The 17,739-nt window shown below is 67.1% G+C and carries 17 protein-coding genes; 7 read left to right on the forward strand and 10 right to left on the reverse strand.

Features of this window, described 5'->3' with window-relative positions:
* Positions 1–147: 147 nt before the first annotated feature.
* The 3 genes from MHN80_RS18755 to MHN80_RS18765 all read left to right on the forward strand — a co-directional run bounded on the left by MHN80_RS18755 (position 148) and on the right by MHN80_RS18765 (position 2,091).
* Positions 148–771: a TetR/AcrR family transcriptional regulator gene (locus MHN80_RS18755; protein ID WP_239402972.1), complete on the forward strand. Its 624-nt coding sequence runs from the start codon at positions 148–150 to the stop codon at positions 769–771.
* A 242-nt stretch (positions 772–1,013) separates the two neighbouring features.
* Complete coding sequence (locus tag MHN80_RS18760; RefSeq protein ID WP_239402973.1) at positions 1,014–1,397, forward strand: hypothetical protein; 384 nt, start codon at positions 1,014–1,016, stop codon at positions 1,395–1,397.
* 181 nt (positions 1,398–1,578) lie between these two features.
* Entirely contained in the window at positions 1,579–2,091 is a 513-nt protein-coding gene (locus MHN80_RS18765; protein ID WP_239402974.1) for a hypothetical protein, read from the forward strand.
* A gap of 35 nt (positions 2,092–2,126) precedes the next feature.
* Here MHN80_RS18765 and MHN80_RS18770 read toward each other — a convergent pair whose 3' ends face one another.
* Entirely contained in the window at positions 2,127–2,447 is a 321-nt protein-coding gene (locus MHN80_RS18770; protein WP_239402975.1) for a nuclear transport factor 2 family protein, read from the reverse strand.
* A gap of 29 nt (positions 2,448–2,476) precedes the next feature.
* A complete protein-coding gene (locus tag MHN80_RS18775; RefSeq protein ID WP_086536017.1) occupies positions 2,477–3,253 on the reverse strand; it encodes an SDR family oxidoreductase in 777 nt (258 codons plus the stop codon).
* Between the two features lie 84 nt (positions 3,254–3,337).
* Here MHN80_RS18775 and MHN80_RS18780 point away from each other — a divergent pair, with 84 nt between their 5' ends.
* On the forward strand, positions 3,338–4,234 hold the full coding sequence (locus MHN80_RS18780) for a LysR family transcriptional regulator (protein ID WP_239402976.1): 897 nt from the start codon (positions 3,338–3,340) through the stop codon (positions 4,232–4,234).
* A gap of 53 nt (positions 4,235–4,287) precedes the next feature.
* Here the strand turns inward: MHN80_RS18780 and MHN80_RS18785 are convergent, their stop codons facing one another.
* Positions 4,288–5,460, reverse strand: a complete 1,173-nt coding sequence (locus MHN80_RS18785; RefSeq protein ID WP_239402977.1) for a low temperature requirement protein A — start codon at positions 5,458–5,460, stop codon at positions 4,288–4,290.
* Between the two features lie 173 nt (positions 5,461–5,633).
* Between MHN80_RS18785 and MHN80_RS18790 the strand changes: the two genes are divergently transcribed.
* A complete protein-coding gene (locus MHN80_RS18790) occupies positions 5,634–7,025 on the forward strand; it encodes an acyl-CoA synthetase (RefSeq protein ID WP_239402978.1) in 1,392 nt (463 codons plus the stop codon).
* 762 nt (positions 7,026–7,787) lie between these two features.
* On the opposite strand, the gene MHN80_RS18795 is transcribed toward MHN80_RS18790, so the two are convergent.
* Both MHN80_RS18795 and MHN80_RS18800 read right to left on the reverse strand, forming a co-directional pair.
* The gene (locus tag MHN80_RS18795; protein ID WP_239402979.1) at positions 7,788–8,975 is read right to left on the reverse strand and encodes an alpha/beta fold hydrolase; all 1,188 of its coding nucleotides are present in this window, start codon (positions 8,973–8,975) and stop codon (positions 7,788–7,790) included.
* Positions 8,972–10,090, reverse strand: coding sequence for a homogentisate 1,2-dioxygenase (locus tag MHN80_RS18800; RefSeq protein ID WP_239402980.1), 1,119 nt, complete (start codon positions 10,088–10,090; stop codon positions 8,972–8,974). The genes MHN80_RS18795 and MHN80_RS18800 overlap by 4 nt, the downstream gene beginning before the upstream one ends.
* A gap of 141 nt (positions 10,091–10,231) precedes the next feature.
* Between MHN80_RS18800 and MHN80_RS18805 the strand changes: the two genes are divergently transcribed.
* Both MHN80_RS18805 and MHN80_RS18810 read left to right on the forward strand, forming a co-directional pair.
* Positions 10,232–10,852, forward strand: a complete 621-nt coding sequence (locus tag MHN80_RS18805; protein ID WP_239402981.1) for a TetR/AcrR family transcriptional regulator — start codon at positions 10,232–10,234, stop codon at positions 10,850–10,852.
* 55 nt (positions 10,853–10,907) lie between these two features.
* Entirely contained in the window at positions 10,908–11,483 is a 576-nt protein-coding gene (locus MHN80_RS18810) for a GNAT family N-acetyltransferase (RefSeq protein WP_239402982.1), read from the forward strand.
* A 13-nt stretch (positions 11,484–11,496) separates the two neighbouring features.
* Here MHN80_RS18810 and MHN80_RS18815 read toward each other — a convergent pair whose 3' ends face one another.
* The 5 genes from MHN80_RS18815 to MHN80_RS18835 form a co-directional block, all read right to left on the reverse strand.
* Entirely contained in the window at positions 11,497–12,225 is a 729-nt protein-coding gene (locus MHN80_RS18815) for a DUF429 domain-containing protein (protein ID WP_180819540.1), read from the reverse strand.
* 26 nt (positions 12,226–12,251) lie between these two features.
* The gene (locus MHN80_RS18820) at positions 12,252–13,559 is read right to left on the reverse strand and encodes a TrpB-like pyridoxal phosphate-dependent enzyme (protein WP_239402983.1); all 1,308 of its coding nucleotides are present in this window, start codon (positions 13,557–13,559) and stop codon (positions 12,252–12,254) included.
* Between the two features lie 60 nt (positions 13,560–13,619).
* Complete coding sequence (locus MHN80_RS18825; protein WP_239402984.1) at positions 13,620–14,285, reverse strand: response regulator; 666 nt, start codon at positions 14,283–14,285, stop codon at positions 13,620–13,622.
* Entirely contained in the window at positions 14,282–16,015 is a 1,734-nt protein-coding gene (locus tag MHN80_RS18830; protein ID WP_239402985.1) for a sensor histidine kinase, read from the reverse strand. The genes MHN80_RS18825 and MHN80_RS18830 overlap by 4 nt, the downstream gene beginning before the upstream one ends.
* A gap of 113 nt (positions 16,016–16,128) precedes the next feature.
* Positions 16,129–17,733 (reverse strand): CitMHS family transporter, encoded by a 1,605-nt coding sequence (locus MHN80_RS18835; RefSeq protein WP_082931966.1) that lies wholly within the window; start codon positions 17,731–17,733, stop codon positions 16,129–16,131.
* Positions 17,734–17,739: the final 6 nt, after the last annotated feature.

The following is a 17,739-nucleotide window of genomic DNA, read 5'->3' on the forward strand; positions in this document are numbered from 1 at the left end:
GGAAAGCCGCGCATCTTCCACCGATCGGTCTCATCTTTGCAGTTCGAGACCGGTTCGGTTCCCGCGACGGAGGATCTGGGTCTACAACCAGTTCGTCGTCGACGCTATTATTGATGCTGTTGGAGTCCGATCCAAGCGGAGGCCGGCGTGACCAAGCGCCCCTACACAGCGCGTAAGCGCGCGATCAGCGCGGCGCAGACGCGCACGCGCATCCTCGACGCGGCGCAGGCGTTGTTTGTCGAGCACGGGTACTCGCGAACCACAGTGCAGCAGATCGCCCAGCACGCCGGCGTCGCTGTGGGCACTGTGCACCAAGCGGGGTCGAAGGCGTCGCTCATGATGGCTGTTCTCGAGCGCGGGTTCACGGGTGACGAGAAGTTCGTGTCGCTGCTCGAGCGCCCGGAGTTCGTCGCCATCATGAACGACTCCGACACCGACCGCGCCATCGGCAGGTACGTCGACCACATCATCGCGGCGAACAGTCGGATCGCGGACCTGTGGCACGCGGCGACGCTGGCGGCCGACACCGACCCCGCCATCGGCGAACAGCTCGAACGATCCGAGCTCCGGCGACTCGACGACGTGCACACCGGGTGCCATTGGTTCGTCCACCGCGGCCTCATCGCCGACACCCGGATCGACGAGTTCGCCGACATCCTGAGCTATCTCACCAGCCCCGTCACCTACCGCTATTTCACCGTCGAGCGGAACTGGACCGCGGCGCGCCTACGGAGCTGGTTGCTCACCAGCATCGCGGCAACCATGCACTGAACACCGAGGCTCACAACGAATCTGAATGTCGGCGTTGTCAATTGCGTTGTGCGCGACGCGTACACTCGGCGCGGAAGCTCGACGAGGCCTCCTCGATCCGGTCGGTCACCCCGATGACCCGATCGAAGTGGTCGGCCCCCTGCCGCACGCACCGCGGGAGGCCACGCACTGCGATCCCTCGATGTGACAACGGACCCGTGAACCGGTAGACGATCGCCCCCACGTGACAGCGGACGGTGGACGTGCCGGACAAGTTGGTTCGCGCTCTGAGAAGAGTCGTCGTGGTGCTGGTGGTCGCGCTGGCCGTCGTGATCGCCAGTCCGGCCTGGATGGTCGTCCTCGCACGATTCGACGACCATCCCGTGTCGGCCGGCTTCGCCGTGCTCGCCAACCTCGTGACGATCGCCTTCTTCGGTGTGAACACAGCCCTTTTCGCACTGTCGGCCGGCGCGGCGGTACGCACCTCGACCACTGAGGCACCACAGAAGCGGGAGACGCGGGTCGTCACGGCCGTCATCGGTGCGATGACGGTCGTGATGTCGGTGGGAACGGTCCTCGCAGCGATCGTGTTGGTCACGCTCCTGACGTCCTCGAGCGCCTCGCTGGCACCGTGGTCGGGGCCCTGACCCCGCTGATCTGAGTCATAGGGGCCGCAATCAATCCTCGCGACCTGAGCCCAGCCTTACCCGCTCGCCTCGATTCCGCACTCGAGCGAAGAACCGCCTTGTTCGCCACACTGATCAGCCGGGAGTTCTGTGCTTGAGTGAACACACGCATGGATAAGGAAAAGAACGGAGAGGATCGATGATGCAACTCGCGAAAACCGGAGCAAGGATCGCCGCCACAGCAGCCGCTGTGCTGGCCATCGGAAGCCTTCCCGCGCTGGCCGAGGCCGCACCACGCGCGGTGCCGACCCTGCCCGATCTTGACCTCGGGTCACTGTCTCCGGCCACGCAATCCGAGCTGTGTACCTTCACCTTCTACCAACCGGGCGGCACCGAGCGAACCGAATCGGCGCAGGTGAGCGTCTCGTCCGCGGGCGAGGGGAAAACGACGTTCGTCTTCCGCACCGAGTCCGTGGCGACTTCGCCGTACACCCAGGCCGCCGCAGTGACGTGGAGCAATCTCGACACCGGGCTCAGCGGCGGCGGTTACGACTCCCGCACCGAGGCGCAGGTCGAGGCAGGCACGACCACGATCACGCTCCCCGCCCAGAACGTCGGCAAGGGGCGCGTCACCGTGGTCGCCAGCGTGTCGAATACGCGAGGCAGCACCGCAACGTCCTACGACGACTGCACCGCCGAATACACCGCCCCCTGACCCCGGACCTCGCGCAGCCATTCACCGGTACACGGCTATTCGCGGATGGTCATCTGGGTCACCTCGTCACCGTCGATGGTGAATGTGAATGTCGAAGGGCCGTTGAAGCCGTGACCGCCCACCGTGGCGGTCATGGTGACCACTTCGGCGTCACGGAGCGCCGCGAGGGGAGCCAGGGTGGCTTGCTTGCCGATGAGTTCGGCATCACTCCAGCGCCTGATCTCCTCACGACCGGTGAACAGCCGGCCCCAGTCATCGACACGACCGGTCACGCTGAACGCTGCCAGAAAGGCGTCCGTGTCGCCGTTGTTGACGGCGTCGAGTAACCGCTGCACTGCTGCAGGTACGTCGACCATGGACTGCCTCCTCTCGTCGTCGGTGGGAATCAGCGTGTGGTGTAACCGCCGTTGGCAAAGAGTGTTTGTCCGGTTATCCACCAGCCCTCGGTGCACAAGAACGTGACGATCGGCGCGATGTCCTCGATCTTGGTCAGCTGATCGCCCATGGCCTGCGACTTGTGGAACTCGACGCGCTCGGGCGTTTCCTGCGGATAGAAGAACGGCGTGTCCATCGGGCCGGGTCCGATCGCGTTGACCGAGATGCCACGGTCGGCGAACTCCTTCGACGCCGCGCGATTGAAGTGCTCCACCGGGCTCTTGCCACCCGCGTAGGTCGAGTACCCGTCCGTGTAGGCGGCGAGCAGGCTCGTGACGATCGTGATCACCTTGCCACCCCGTTCGAGGTGCGTCCCGGCCTCCTTGAGGAAGAAGTACGCGGCCTTCGAGTTGATGGCGAACATCGCATCGTACTCATCCTCGGTGGTCTCGAGGATCGGCTTGCGCAAGACCTTGCCGACGGTGTTGATCGCGATGTCGAGCCGACCGAGATCCCTGGTCGCGGTATCGAACAAGTCTGTGACCGACGACGCCGTCGTGAGGTCGCCCTGATAGGCGGCGGCCTCCACACCCAGCGCACGGATCTCTGTGACCGTCTCGTCTGCAGCTGTCTTCGTCGCGTCGCTGTTGTAGTGGACGAACACGTTGGCGCCCCTACGCGCCAGATCCAGGGCGACAAGCCTTCCCAGGTTCTTCGCGCCGCCCGCTACGAGAGCGCTCTTGCCATCGAGCCGAGTGGATTCTGTTGCTTTCTCCTGTGTGGTCATGCCCCCAGTGTTGGAGCACAACGCACAAAGTTCAATCGATAATGCATGGTGTTATCACAAACCACACTTGTATGATCGATTCTCATGACACCACCAGACCTCGAATTGATCGATACGCGACGACTCCATCAGTTCGTGGTGGCGGTCGAATCCGACACATTGTCCGCTGCGGCCCAACAGCTCTACCTCACCCAGCAAGCCCTGTCCGCGTCGATGCGTCAGCTCGAGCGCGAGGTGGACGCCGCAGTCTTCGATCGCAGCCGGCGCAAGTTGCACCTGACCGACGCCGGAAACGCACTCTACTCGGGCGCCAAGTCCCTACTTGCGGGCAACAGCGCCCTCCTCACCCACGTTCGCGAGTCCGCTCGTGGCGTGGTCAGACCTTTCGTCGTCGGGCACTCTCCCGCCATCTCGGGCGAAGAGGTCTACCACCTCATCACCCCCGCAATCGAGTCGATGCCGCACCAGCCGATCACGGCCCGGCAAGTCTTTCCCGGGCAGCTCCACGAACTGCTGTTCGCCAACGAGATCGACGTCGCACTCCGCCGCGGCGTCGATTCGCCGGCAAATCTGACCTCGGCCGTGTTCGCCTATCACGAGCTGCGCATCGCGGTCGTCGCCGACCATCACCTCGCCAACCGTAGCTCCGTCAGTGCGCCCGACCTCATCGGCACTCCCATCGTGGTCTGGGCACCCGAACGCCGGTCGTTCTACACCGACTTCCTCATCTCCTACTGCCGCCGTAAAGGCTTCGAGCCCACCCTCATCGTGAACCCGATCCAGGGAACGCCACCTTTCACCGCGGTCCAGCGATACCCCGAGGCATGCGCTTTCGTCACCGACGTTCCCGGGGACCTACAGGGCGGAGCGGTCCGTGTCGTCGCCTTCGACGATCCGCCGCTAGCCCCCGTGCAGGCGATGTGGTTGCCGCACACTCACTCCGCTGTCCGTGATGCGATGGTGCGCGGGGCCGGTGTCTGACAGTTCCAGCAGTCGTCCGTCCACACCACTTCAGCGTCGTGATGGGCGTCAGTTCACCCGTGCGCGCCGCCTTCCACGCTCAGCGGCGGCCGCAGGACCAGCACGACGACGATCGCGATGAGGAACACCGCGGTCAACGCGAACGGAACCGGGATGACCGGGTCGAGCAGCACGAGCAGCGCGCCCACCGGGACCACGGTGTTGACCACGCGATCGGCATTGGCGCGCAGGGCGATCCACCAGATGCCGATGATGAAGACCGCGATGGGGATCGTCACGGTGAACGACGCCTGGGTCTCGGTGAGCTCACTGTGGTGCGTCAAGACGTCGATCTCGACTTCGATCCCGGCCGAGAACGCACCCGCCGCGGCGAAGACGAAGTAGTGCACGTATCCGTATCGGAGTGAATCGGCGAGCATCCCGCCGATGGCCCGGTGGTGCGGGGGCCAGAAGTAGATCCACCACAGCGCGGCGGTCGCGATGAACGTGAGGATCGCGATCGAGATGAGTGGCGCGAGTTCCTGCTCACTGTGCAGCGCCTCGATGATCGCGTTCGACGAGGCCAGCAGACTCTCGCCGAGCAGGATGAGCGTGAACAGGCCGTACCTCTCGGTGATGTGGTGCGGGTGCCACGGTGTGTTCCCCTGCCGTTCGGCGATCACGGGCACCGCGAGCTCGGCACCGACGAGCACCACGAACCCGACCGTCGCCGCGGCACCCGACGGGACGAGCAGCCAGAGCAGCCAGAGAACCTGGACGAGCGCGATCCCGGCAGCGTAGATCTGGGTCGTCCGGCGACGGTCACCGGCCGAGCCGGAAGCGCGCAGCCACTGGGCGACCATCGCGACGCGCATGATCACGTAACCGACGACCACCAGCCCGAACTCGTGGTCGACGAAGGCGGGCTCGATCCCCGCGGCCAACACCAGCACGCCCGCCATCTGCACGAAGGTCAGGACCCGATAGAGCCAGTCGTCGGTGCCGAACGACGTCGCGAACCAGGTGAAGTTCATCCACGCCCACCAGATGGCGAAGAACACGAAGGCGTACGACACCACACCGTCGACGATGTGGTCCTCGGTCAGTGCGTGATGCAGCTGGACCGCCGCGATACTCACCGCCACCACGAAGACCAGATCGAAAAACAGCTCGAGCGTGCTCGCGGCCCGACCCGGTTCGGCCGGGTCCCGCGGGCGCATGGTGCTCAGGTGAAATCGCGTGGACATCGTTGCCAACCCCCGATCGGTCACTGCGTGTGGACGAGATCATGCCACCGGAGCCTCAGCGGACGCGGGTGCGGCGCCGTGGGGCGACGGCTCGGCAGTCGGCGCACGCCGCGTGACCTCGACGATCAGTGCAGGTGACGGGGAGAATCGCCCCGCCGTGGCACAGTGAAGACGTGCTGCTGCCCACCCTGACCCCCACCGCGCCGGACGACCCTGCCGTGATCCGCGTCGGCGACGACAAGCTGTCGCGCGAAGACCTGGTCGGGGCGGCGACCGCGGTGGCCGAACGGATCGCCGGCGCGCGCACCGTCGCAGTCCTGGCCACGCCGACCGTGGAAACCGTGCTCGCGGTGGTCGGCGCCCTGATCGCCGGAGTCCCGGTCGTCCCCGTTCCGCCCGACTCGGGTCCGCGCGAGTTCGAGCACATCCTCGCCGATTCCGGCGCCCAGGCCTGGCTCGGGCAGGCCCCGGCCGAGCCGACCCTGCCGGTCATCCCGGTCCGGCGGTACGCGAAATCGTGGCACCGACACCCCGAACCGCACGCCGACTCGACGGCGCTGATCCTCTACACGTCCGGAACGACCGGCCTCCCCAAGGGCGTGCCGATCACCCGCCAGAGCATCGCCGAGGGGCTCGATGCACTCGCCGACGCCTGGCTGTGGACAGCCGACGACACTCTGGCGCATGGCCTTCCGCTGTTCCACGTCCACGGACTGATCCTGGGGGTCCTCGGCCCGCTGCGGCGCGGTGGGCGACTGATCCACACCGTCACGCCGACGGCCGACGCATACGCCGCCGCTGCTGGTGCAGGCGCGAGCATGTTCTTCGGGGTGCCGACGGTCTGGAACCGCGTCGCCGCCGAACCTGCTGCCGCGCAGTTGCTCTCGTCGGCCCGGGTGCTCGTGTCGGGAAGCGCCCCGCTACCCGTTCCGGTCTTCGACCGCATACGCGAACTCACCGGGCACCAGATCGTCGAGCGCTACGGCATGACCGAGACGCTGATCACCGTCAGTACCCGCGTCGACGGGGAACGACGCCCCGGGTGGGTGGGAGTGCCTCTCGCCCATGTGGAAACCCGACTCCTGGACAACGGCGAGCCACTACCGCACGACGGCGAGAGCGTCGGCGATCTCCACGTCCGTGGGCCGATGTTGGCGTCGGGGTATCTCAATCGCCCGGATGCCACCGCCGAATCATGGCTTCCCGACGGATTTTTCGCGACCGGGGACGTCGCCGTCATCGGCGCGGACGGGATGCACCGGATCGTCGGCCGACGTGCGACCGACCTCATCAAGTCCGGCGGGTTCCGCATCGGAGCCGGTGAGATCGAGACCGTGCTGCTCGCCCACCCGGCGGTCCGCGAGGTGGCCGTGATCGGCGTACCCGACGACTACCTGGGACAGCGCATCGTCGCCTATGTCGTCGGCGACGAGGTCGCCGACACCGAACTCATCGAGTTCGTCGCCGGCGAGTTGTCGAATCACAAACGGCCGCGCGAGATCCGGTTCGTCGAGTCCCTTCCGCGCAATGCGATGGGCAAGGTGCAGAAAAAGCTGCTGGACTGAGCCACTCGTCTCTGAAAACCGCCCGGTGGGCCCGACCCGGCAACGCGCTGCGGGGTCTCCGTTTTCCAGGGGTGGTTTTCAGATCGCGATGCAGTTGTCCACAGCGCCGCCGGCCCCATTGCTGACCGGCGACATGATCGACACTGTCTCGCATGGACTTCGACGAGCTCATCGAGCGGTTCGGCGGCGTGGTCGCCACCCACCAGCTCCTCGCCGCAGGTGAGACCACCGCGTCGATCCGAGATGCCCACCGTTCCGGCAGGCTCACGTCCATCCGGCATGGGTGGTACCGCACTCCCACCGCCGATCCGGAAGTGGTCGGCGCCGTCGACGATGTGGCGACAGCACTGCAGTATGCCGCCCGGTGTTTCGACGTCGAGGGTTTCGTCATTCTCTGCGACTCCGCGCTCAACAGCGGCAAGATCACACCCGAACGCCTCCGTGCCGAATTCGACGACGCGCCGATGTTCATCCGGCGCGCGATCGGCAAGACCAATCGCCTCGCCGCGTCGGGAACCGAGACCGCGGCTCGACTACGGCTCGTAGAGTGCCGGACTGCGGGTCGCTGTCCAGCATCGGGTACCCGGGGTCGGTTGGATCGACCTGGTGGTCGGACAGCGCCTCGCGCTCGAGTTGGACAGCGTCGAACACCACACCGGTGTCGAGAAGTACGAAGAGGACTTACTTCCGCCCGTCAGGAACGGACAGTCTGCGATGTGTCGCCGAGTGCCTCCCGGCGGGCGGTTTCCAGAGGCCCCGACGTCACTGAGCCCACGACCGTTCTGCCAGCCACTCCGTGATGATCGCGACCGCCTCCTTCAGGTGCGGGATCTGTTCGCGCCCCGAGTAGTAGTGCGTCGCACCGACTATGGTGTGCAGCGTATTGTCGGGATGACCGACGGCGTCGAACAACCGATGCGTGTGGCTCGGCGTGCACGCATTGTCGGCGGAGTTGCCGATGACCAGTGTCGGGATCGCGAGGTCGGCCGCGCAGCGCGGGCCGTCGCCGTAGGCGTCATCGAAACTCCACTGCGACAACCAGCTTCGCAGGGTGGTGAACCGGGCGAGGCCGACGGGACCCATGTTCACGATCCGCGGATCGCCCAGGTAGCAACCGAGCTCGCGGTCGTTGGGGTCGACGGTGAGATCCAGCCACCGCGGATCGGCCATCGTTCCGTGGACGATGAACCCGCGCTCCATCAGCGGTTCGCCGTGATCGCGGAGGTCGGCGAGTTGTTCCTTGACCCAGGCGGTGATCCGGCGGTTGCGCGCGATCTGCGCAGCGCGGTACCGGTCGAGGAACTCCGCCGAATACGGCGGTTGATTCGGATTCGACGGATCGTACAGATCCAGCTCCGGGTCGCGGTGGTGCGGATCCGACTCGTCGAGAATCGACGGATCCATCCACTCGGTCAGGGTTCCGTGTCGCGACACGTGCGCGGCGAGCAACATCATGCCGTCCGCGGCGGGCAGGTCGAGGGCGGTCAGGTCGGGCGATTCACCGGCAGGCGTCTCGGTCACCGTCGCGTGCTGGGCCTGCTGCTGGTAGTAGAGCGACAGCGCCCCACCACCGCTCCAACCGGCGAGGATCACCTTCTCGTAGCCCAGCCGTTCGCGCGCATCCCGTACACAGGCACCGAGGTCCTGTACGACCTTCTCCATGATCAACGCACTGTCGACGCCGCGATACCGGCTGTTGCAGTAGATGACGTGATGGCCGGCGCGGGCGAGCGCATTGGTCATCGGCAGGTAGGCCCCGCCCCCGATCGGATGCATGAAGACGATGACGTTCTTCGACGGCACACCCTTGGGCCGGAGCAGGTAGCTCTCGAGAACCACGCTCTCGGTGACCCCGCCATAGGTGTCCTGGTATGCCGAGAGGTCGTCGAAGACAACCAGATAGGGGATGCGGTCGTATTCATGCCGGGTCGGGTCGGTAGCGGTGCTCATACTCGCGACCCCTCGCCGGACTGAGCGGCGTCAGGCAGGGCGGAGACGAGCATCGTCGGTGCGGCGATGAGTCGACGACGCGTGTCGATCGAGATCACCTGCCATTCCACCCGATCGAACTCGTCGAACTTGCGACGGGACCGTTCCCGCGCCCGCTCGGGGATGCCGTGGTGCATGCCCTGGGGTGCGTGGGAGATCAGCCCCGGCGGCATGCCGACACCGAACATGCTGCCGCCGTGGAAGAATGCGATCTCGTCGAAGTCGGTGTTGCGGTGGTACCAGGGCAGTCGTTCGGCGCCCTTGCGCGCCTCGGCCGGGCGCGGCAGGAAGTTCATCACGTACACCCCGGTCGCCTGCATGAACAGATGGACCGTCGGCGGTAGGTGCACGGTCTCGGAGGTGATGACGTCGTAGTCCTCGATGTTGAAGGCAAACGGGAAATTGTCTCCGCGCCAACCCTCTACGTCGAGCGGATGGAAGGGGTAGAACAGCGAGGTCTGCCCCTCACGCTGGCGGAAACGGACCTCGTACTCGTCTCGACCGTCACCGTCGAAAGCCTCGGCTTCGGGAACGACGACGAGCGACGAATCAAACGGAAAGAACCTGCCGAGGACGCCTGGCTCGGGGACCCGGAACTCGTCGACGGCCTCGATGATGAGCAGCAGCGACGGGCCATTGGGTATCTGGCGGTAGGTGCATCCCTTCGGGATGTACACGTAATCACCGGGGCGGTAGGGCAGTCGGCCGAACTCGGTCTCGAAGTATCCGGCGCCCTCGTGGACGAAGACGAGTTCGTCACCGTCGACGGGCCGAAACCAGAAGGGAGCGGATTCGTTTCGACGACTCAACGAGATTCGGCAGTCCTCGTTGTGGAACATCAGGAGCGGTTCGCCGGCGGGGTCGGACTGATCGGTGGGTGTGAGGTCGGTGACGATCCGGTCGACGCCGGTGTGGGTGCCCACCGCGCGGAACTGCGTCGGGTCGTTGCGGCGGTACAGGTGCGCCGTGCGGCCGGTGAATCCATACCGACCGAGCTCATCGTCTTTCAGGTCGTCGACATCTCGGTGCACCTGCCGAGGCGTGCGCCCCTTGCGGTGCTGGATGAACGATTCCATGCCGAACTCCTGTCTCTACGATTTTCTGATGCTAGATTCAGTTTCAGGGGATGACAAGGGTCACACTCGTTCGAGATCCACGTGCCGCGACCGTCGGACCACGTGGTTCGATGAGGAACCGGTGCGTGGAAGGAGCTCACGGTGCCGCCGACCAACAAGGGACGCCAGACCGAGGCCGCGCTTCTCGACGCGGCGCGTCGGACGTTCGCCGAAAAGGGCTACCTGAACACCAAGATCGCCGACATCTCCGCGGCCGCGGGACGTTCGACGGGTTCGTTCTACAACTATTACGACAGCAAAGATCGGTTGCTCGAAGCCCTCCTCGACCAGTTCTCCGAGGAAGTGGTCGAGCAATCGCTCGCGACCAGACACACCGACCCGGAGGCGAGCGTCCGCGCGGCCGTGACCGCGTACTGGACGACCTACAAGAAGTACCTGCCCGAGATCATCGGGCTGTTCCAGATGTCGATGCTCGACGACGACTTCCGCGCCCGATGGCACGCCAACCGGGTGTCCGGCGTCAAACAGGTGCTGTCCGGACTGCGCGGCGCCGAACGCGCGGGCTACGCGGTCGGACTCCCGCTCGAGCCGCTCGCGTCCGCCCTCGTCGCGACCCTCGAGTCCACCTGCTGGACCTGGCTCGCGGTCCGCGGGGACGAGGCCGGACCCGTCCCCGACGACGACACCGCCATCGACATCCTCACAGCCATCTGGTACCGGACCGTGTTCGGGGCCGGCCCAGCCGCTGGGGCGGGCAACTGACGAAGAGGCGCGTAGCGGCTTGCCCTCCCACGGCGCGGCGACGATGCTGGAACGCATGCCCATCGAGGTCCGTCCCGCGGAGAACTTCGACGACATCGCCACGATGGTCGGTCCGAAGAAGCCGACGTCGAACGTCTGCTGGTGCCTGAGCTACCGCATTCCCAGCGCCCAGAATCAGCAGCTGGTCCGCGAGCAGCGTGGCGAGTTCGTCAAAGAGTTGTGCGACACCGGTGTTCCGCTGGGTGTGCTCGCCTACGACGACGCGGGCGAGGTCGTCGGTTGGGCGGCCGTATCGCCGCGCGCGGACACGACCTTCGCACGGAACCGGAAGATCCCACACGTGGACGACCTCCCGGTGTGGTCGGTCTGGTGCATCCGCGTCCGCCCCGGCCATCGCAAACAGGGAATCTCGCACGCGCTGCTCGCCGGGGCCGTCGACTACGCGCGATCGAACGGGGCGCCGGCCATCGAGGGATACCCCGTCGACAACAAGGGCGCCAAAGTCGATCTGACGATGGCGTACGTCGAGACCCGCGGCCTGTTCGAGAAGGCCGGCTTCGTGCGGGCCGCCGACACCTCGTCGGTCCTCGCCGGGTTCCCGCGCGTGCTCATGCGGTTGTCGCTGGCCTGATCGAGGCCACCACTCAGATCAGGTCTGCCAGTTCGGCGGTGGGAACGTGGATCCAACCCTCCCGCGCGGCGACCGGCCGGTCGGCGGCGGCGGGTCGCGTGGTCCGGCCGAGCTCTGCGGCGCGCGCGATCAGCGCGGTGATCACGGCGTCGAACGCGTCGTCGTCGCGGGCCATCCGCTCGGCGTGATCGCCGAGTTCGAGCCACGGTGCCGCCGCCTGCAGGGCGAGCACCAGGTCGGCGAGAACCGGTGCGTTGGCGGCACGTTTGTATCCCCGTGAGGTCAGTCCCCAGCGCTTGAGTGCCCCGGCGGGATACGCCTCGACCGCCCACCCGTCGACGCGGTCGTCGACACCCAGGTCCGCGAGCAGGCCGGCGCATCGGAACGCGACATGCGCGATCTGGTCGGCCGACACACTGAGCGGGCGACCCGCGCCGTCGTCGATGATCCGAAGATCGGTGCGACGCAAAGCAAGTGGACGACGACGAGCGATGTCGTCGAGCCCCCTCCCCGGCGACAACCGGTTACCGTGATGCGCGACGACGAAGTCGACGAACTCATCGGGCCAGCCGAAGGGCGAGTCGATCCCGATCCGGGTCGCCCCGTCCGTGCGGCGCCGGATCGCGGCGTCGTCCGCGCCCACGACGAGCTCGGTCAGCACCGCCCGGCCGGAAGACCAATCCACGCATGCGACAGCAGTTTTCGCCGGTGACGCGGACAGGTCGACGCCGACCGTCCGCATCACCGGGATCACTGCGCCGGGTCGACTCAGAAGTTGCCCTCGAGGAACTCGGCGTAGGCGGGCAGATCCAGCTGTCCATGACCCGACAACCCGATCACGACGACCTCTTCCTTGTCGCTGTCGGCGACGTGCGCGGCGCAGGCCGCGATCGCGTGCGTCGACTCCGGGGCCGGGACGATGCCCTGGGTCCTTGCGAACTGCACACCCGCGGTGAACGCGTCGTGCTGGGAGATGGCGACGCCCTGCACCAGTCCGAGCTCCACCGTGTGACTCAGAGCCGGGGCCATGCCGTGGTAGCGGAGACCACCGGCATGGATCGGATCGGGCACGAAATCCATTCCGAGCGTGTGCATCTTGAGCAAGGGTGTCAACCCGGCCACATCGCCGTGATCGTAGCGGTACTCCCCCTGCGTGATCGACGGACATGCGGCGGGCTCGGCGGCGACGACCCGCGGATTCGAGCGCCCGTGCAGCTTCTCCCGCAGGAACGGGAACGACAGCCCGGCGAGGTTCGAACCGCCCCCGGCGCAACCGAACACGACGTCGGCGCCGTCGGGCTCCACAGAGTTCAGCTGGTCGACGGCTTCCTGCCCGATCACACTCTGGTGCAGCACCACATGGTTGAGCACGCTGCCCAGCGCGTACCGGGTGTCGGGATTCGCGGCGGCGACCTCGACGGCCTCACTGACGGCCATGCCGAGGCTCCCGGTCGTGTTCGGATCCTTGGCGAGCATCGCACGCCCCGACTCGGTCAGCTCCGAGGGACTCGGGTGGATGGTGCCACCGTAGGTGCGGATCAGGAACCCCCGGTAGGGCTTCGAGCTGTAGGAGGCGCGGACCTGCCACACCTCGACATCGATGCCGAACTGCGCGCCCGCGAACGCCAGCGCGCTGCCCCACTGACCGGCCCCGGTTTCCGTGGTCAGTTTGGTCACGCCGTCGAGGCTGTTGTAATACGCCTGTGCGACAGCCGAATTGGTTTTGTGGCTGCCAACCGGGCTCACGCCCTCGTACTTCACGTAGATCCGCGCCTTGGTGTTCAGCGCCTCTTCGAAACGGCGCGCGCGGATCAACGGCGACGGCCGCCACATGCGGTAGATCTCGCGCACCGGCTCGGGGATCTCGATGTAGGCCTCGGTGGAGACCTCCTGCGCGATGAGTCCGCTCGGGAACAGCGCGGCGAGATCGTCGGGACCGACCGGCTCCTTGGTGCCCGGATGCAGGTGCGGTGGGATCGGGGTGTCGAGCTCCGCCGCGAGGTTGTACCAATGCGTAGGGACGCCCACCGTGATCAGATCCGGATTCTCGGCACCGGTTCGAACATGCGTTGTCATGGGTCACCACTCTAATCCTCGCGCCCACGCCGGTGACCGGTGCCGAACGATCCCCGCGCCTCACGCCCCGGGAAGCCGATACTCCTGCCGCGGCCTGCCCGTGGTGCCGTACTGCAGCGACATCGTCAGGCGCCCGGCGGCGACGAGGTTCGCCAGGTGCCGGCGCGCGGTCGGTGCCGCGATGCCGATCTCGCGGGACACGTCGTCGGCGAACAACGACGTACCGGCGTCGAACAACGCCAGGATGCGCTGTTCGGTCGACGAGCCACTCTCCGCACGGTCCGCGGCGCGGGTGCCGAAGCGCAGTGCCGACAGCGCGGAGTCGACGGCGTGCTGGTCGACGTTCGCCCCCGCCAGCACCCGCCGGTACTGGGCGTAACCGGCGAGGCGGCGCGCGAGGTCGGCGTCGTCGAAGGGTTTGATCAGGTAGGCGAGCGCACCGGCACGCATCGCGGTGCGCACCGCTGACGCGTCGGTCTCGGCGCCGACGATGAAGCAGTCGCAGTCGAGCTCGGCGACCAGGTCGATGCCCGAACCGTCGGGCAGATAGACATCGAGGAGCGCGAGATCGATGTCGGGGTGCTCGGCCACCGCCTGCCGGGCGGCACCGATGCTCCCCGCACGCGCCCGGACGGTGAACCCCCGCACCGCGTCGACGATCATCGAATGCAGTGCGGCGACCCGGAAGTCGTCGTCGACGATCAGGACGCCGAGGTCATCGGTCATGAGAGGCCTCCCGGCGTGTCGGTGTCGTTCGATCCAGCGGTGGCGCCGAACTCGTCGAGGCCTTCGAATGCCTCGGAACCGTCCGTCGGCGCGAGGACGCCCGGCAGTCGAGCGACGAACACGGCCCCGCGCGGTCCCGCGTCACCGTCGTGAGCCGCCCCGCCCGCATCGGCGACCCACACGTCACCACCGATCCGACGCGCGATCTGGCGGGCCAGGGCGAGGCCCATCCCGCGGCCGCCGGGGACGAGCGCGCCCGACTTGGTCGTGGCGCCCTCGGCGAAGACGTCGTCCGGCTCGTCGAAGGAGATGCCCGGCCCGGAGTCCCCGACGGTGACCAGGATGGTGTCGCCGTCGGCGATCACCTCGACCTCGACCTCGCCCGTAGCGGGGCCGGGCCCGACTGCATCGACCGAACCGGCAGCCTCGATGGCGTTGTCGACGAGGTTGCCGAGCACGGTGGTGACGACGACGGGCTCGGTGAGGAAACCCTGCAGCCAGGTCTGGTCACCCAACCGCAGGGTGACCCGGCGTTCGCGTGCCTGGGCCGCCTTGGCGTCGAGGAAGGCGTGCAGATGTGGTTCGCGCACGTTGTCGAGCCCGGCGAGCAAGGGCCCTCCCGGCCCGGTCCCGGTGACCTCGTCCAGGTAGGCGAGCGCCTCGTCGGCGTGCCCGTGCCGGAGGAGGCCCGCGAGTACGTGCATCCGGTTGGCCGTCTCGTGGCGCTGCGCACGCAGGGCGGTGCTCATCGATCGGATCGAGTCCACCTCGCGGCTGAGCGCCTCGACGTCGGTGCGGTCGATCACCGACAGCACCATGCCGAGGTCGCGTCCGTCGGCGCGCACGCGATGTGAGCTCACCAGGACGACCCGCTCGCCGACACTCGCGGCGAGTGGCTCGTCGGTCGGCGTGGCGAGGACTGCGGCCACCCGCGGAGTGAGGCCGAGTTCGGCGGCCGGGGTGCCGACAGGCGCATCGATGTCGAGCAGTCCGCGTGCTCTGTCGTTGACGACCCGGACGATGCCGTCCGCATCGACGGCGAGCACGCCGTCGGCCATCGAATGGAGCACCGCACCCTGCTCCCGGACGAGTTCGGCCAGTTGGTCGGACTCCAATCCAAGGGTGAGCCGACGCCAGCGCCGGGCCAGCAGTGCCGAACCCACTGCGCCGATGCCGAGTGCCGTGAGTGCGAGGAGCGAGGTCGCGATGATGTCGCTCCGGGTCTCGGAGCCGAGCCGTTCGGTGGAGACCCCGACGCTGATGAACCCGACGACGGTGCCGTCTGCACTCAGCACCGGGACCTTCGCGCGGACCGACTCACCGAGGGTGCCCCGGTCGGTGTTGACCTCGTCCGATCCGGACAGCACCTTCGACGGGTCGGTGGAGACCGTCTTGGCCAGCTCCGACGCCTCCGGATGAGCGAGACGAATGCCGCGATCGTTGCCGATGACGACGAACAGGGCCCCGGTTCGGGCCCGCACCGCCGCGGCCTGCCGCTGGAGGGGTCCGTCGAGCAGGTCGGCCGCATCCACCTGGGTGCCGGGATGGGCGGCCACCTCGCTGCGGACCTCGGCGTCGGCGGCGACCGACTGGGCGATCGCCAGCGCGCGCTGGGCATACTCGTCGCGCACCCGGTCGTCGGCTCCGGCGATGAGCAGACCGAACCCGACCACGAGGCTGACCGCTATCACCGCCAGCTGCAGGAGCAGCACCTGCGTCCGCAAACGCATGACGTCAGCCTAGTGCTGTGTCGTCGGGCATGGCGGGCGCGCCGACACGGCGACCCGTCGGGGACGGATCGCCGCGTGCGGGTGGAGGTGGACCCTCGTCACCGGATGCCGGGTCAGAACGGGACGGCCCCGACCAGGACTCCGACGGCCAGCATCACGAGGGAGACGACCGTGGCCCGCCACAAGACCTTCTTGTGATGGTCGGCGAGGGTGACCCCGGCCAGCGCGACCAGCAACAGGATCGCCGGGACGAGGGGGCTCTGCATGTGCACGGTCTGACCGGTGATCGACGCGCGGGCCATCTCCGTGGGGTCGATGCCGTAGCGGGTCGCGGTCTCGGACAGCACGGGCAGCACTCCGTAGTAGAAGGCGTCGTTGCTCATCAGGAAGGTGAGCGGGATCGACAGCACGCCGATCACGATGGCCATGTGGGGGCCCATCCAGTCGGGAATGCCGTCGGCGAGCCAGTGTGCGATGGCATCGACCATTCCGGTGCCGTTGAAGACGCCGGTGAGCACGGCGGCGGCGAGGACCATGGCGACGACCGACACGATGCTCGAGCTGTGCCGGGTGATGGCCTCCTGCTGCTGCTTGATGTGCGGGAAGTTGATGGCCAGGGCGATGCCGGCGAAGACCATGAACAGTACGGGGATGGCCACGATGTCGGCGCCGAGGATGGCCAGCAGGGCGACGGTGAGGCCGGCGTTCACCCAGAAGAGCTTGGGACGCAGGGTTTCCCGGTTGGGGTCGAGGACGCCCGAGAAGGATGCGTCGCGGTCGTCGTCATCCGGGTTCGCGACGGGGCGGCGGAGGTCGTGGTCACCGGTGGGGGCGTCGTCGTGACCGGCCGAGCCGGTGCCCGCCGAACCCGAACCGCGTGCCCGACGACCTCTGGGCGGCAACCCGGTTCCGCCACCGGCGGCGACCAGCACCTCTTCCTTCGGGGCGAGCAGCGAGTCCCTGATCTCCAGCTTGCCGATGCGGCGACGTTCGAGGACACCGAGGTGGTACGCGAAGAGCAGCACGACGACGAGGGCAGCCGCCAGCGCAGGGATCATCGGGACGAACACATCGTTGGTGTCGATGTTCAGCGCGCTCGCGGCGCGGGCGGTGGGACCGCCCCACGGCAGGATGTTCATCGTGCCGTTGGTGAGTCCGGCGACGACGGTGAGGACGACGGGGCTGACACCGAGCTTCAGATAGAGCGGCAGCAGTGCGGCCGTCGTGATGATGAAGGTCGTCGAACCGTCACCGTCGAGGGATACGACGCCGGCAAGCACCGCGGTGCCGACCACCAGACGTGCCGGGTCGTCGTGCACCGCGCGGACGACCGCCCGAACCACCGGGTCGAAGAGCCCGACGTCGATCATGATGCCGAAGAAGATGATCGCGAAGAACAGCATCGCCGCCGTCGGGGCGAGGTCCTTGATGCCGTCGGTGATCATGTCGCTGATGTCGAGACCGGCACCGGCGAACAGGCCGAATGCGACGGGGACGAGGATCAGCGCCACGACGGGCGTCGCCCGCTTGGTGATGATCAGCACCATGAAGGTGGCGACCATCCCGAGGCCGAGTGCTACCAACATTGTCTTGCTCGTTTCTGAAGCGGATGTGAGGACGACCACATCGGTGGTCACAACAGAAGTGTTGGCGTAGCGGCCATCACAGTCACGCTTGAGCGCATAAGAATCGTTGTGCGCTTTTCGCGCGCCCCCGATCCGTGA

The sequence above is a fragment of the Gordonia sp. McavH-238-E genome (genome assembly GCF_022348225.1).
GTDB lineage: Bacteria > Actinomycetota > Actinomycetes > Mycobacteriales > Mycobacteriaceae > Gordonia > Gordonia terrae.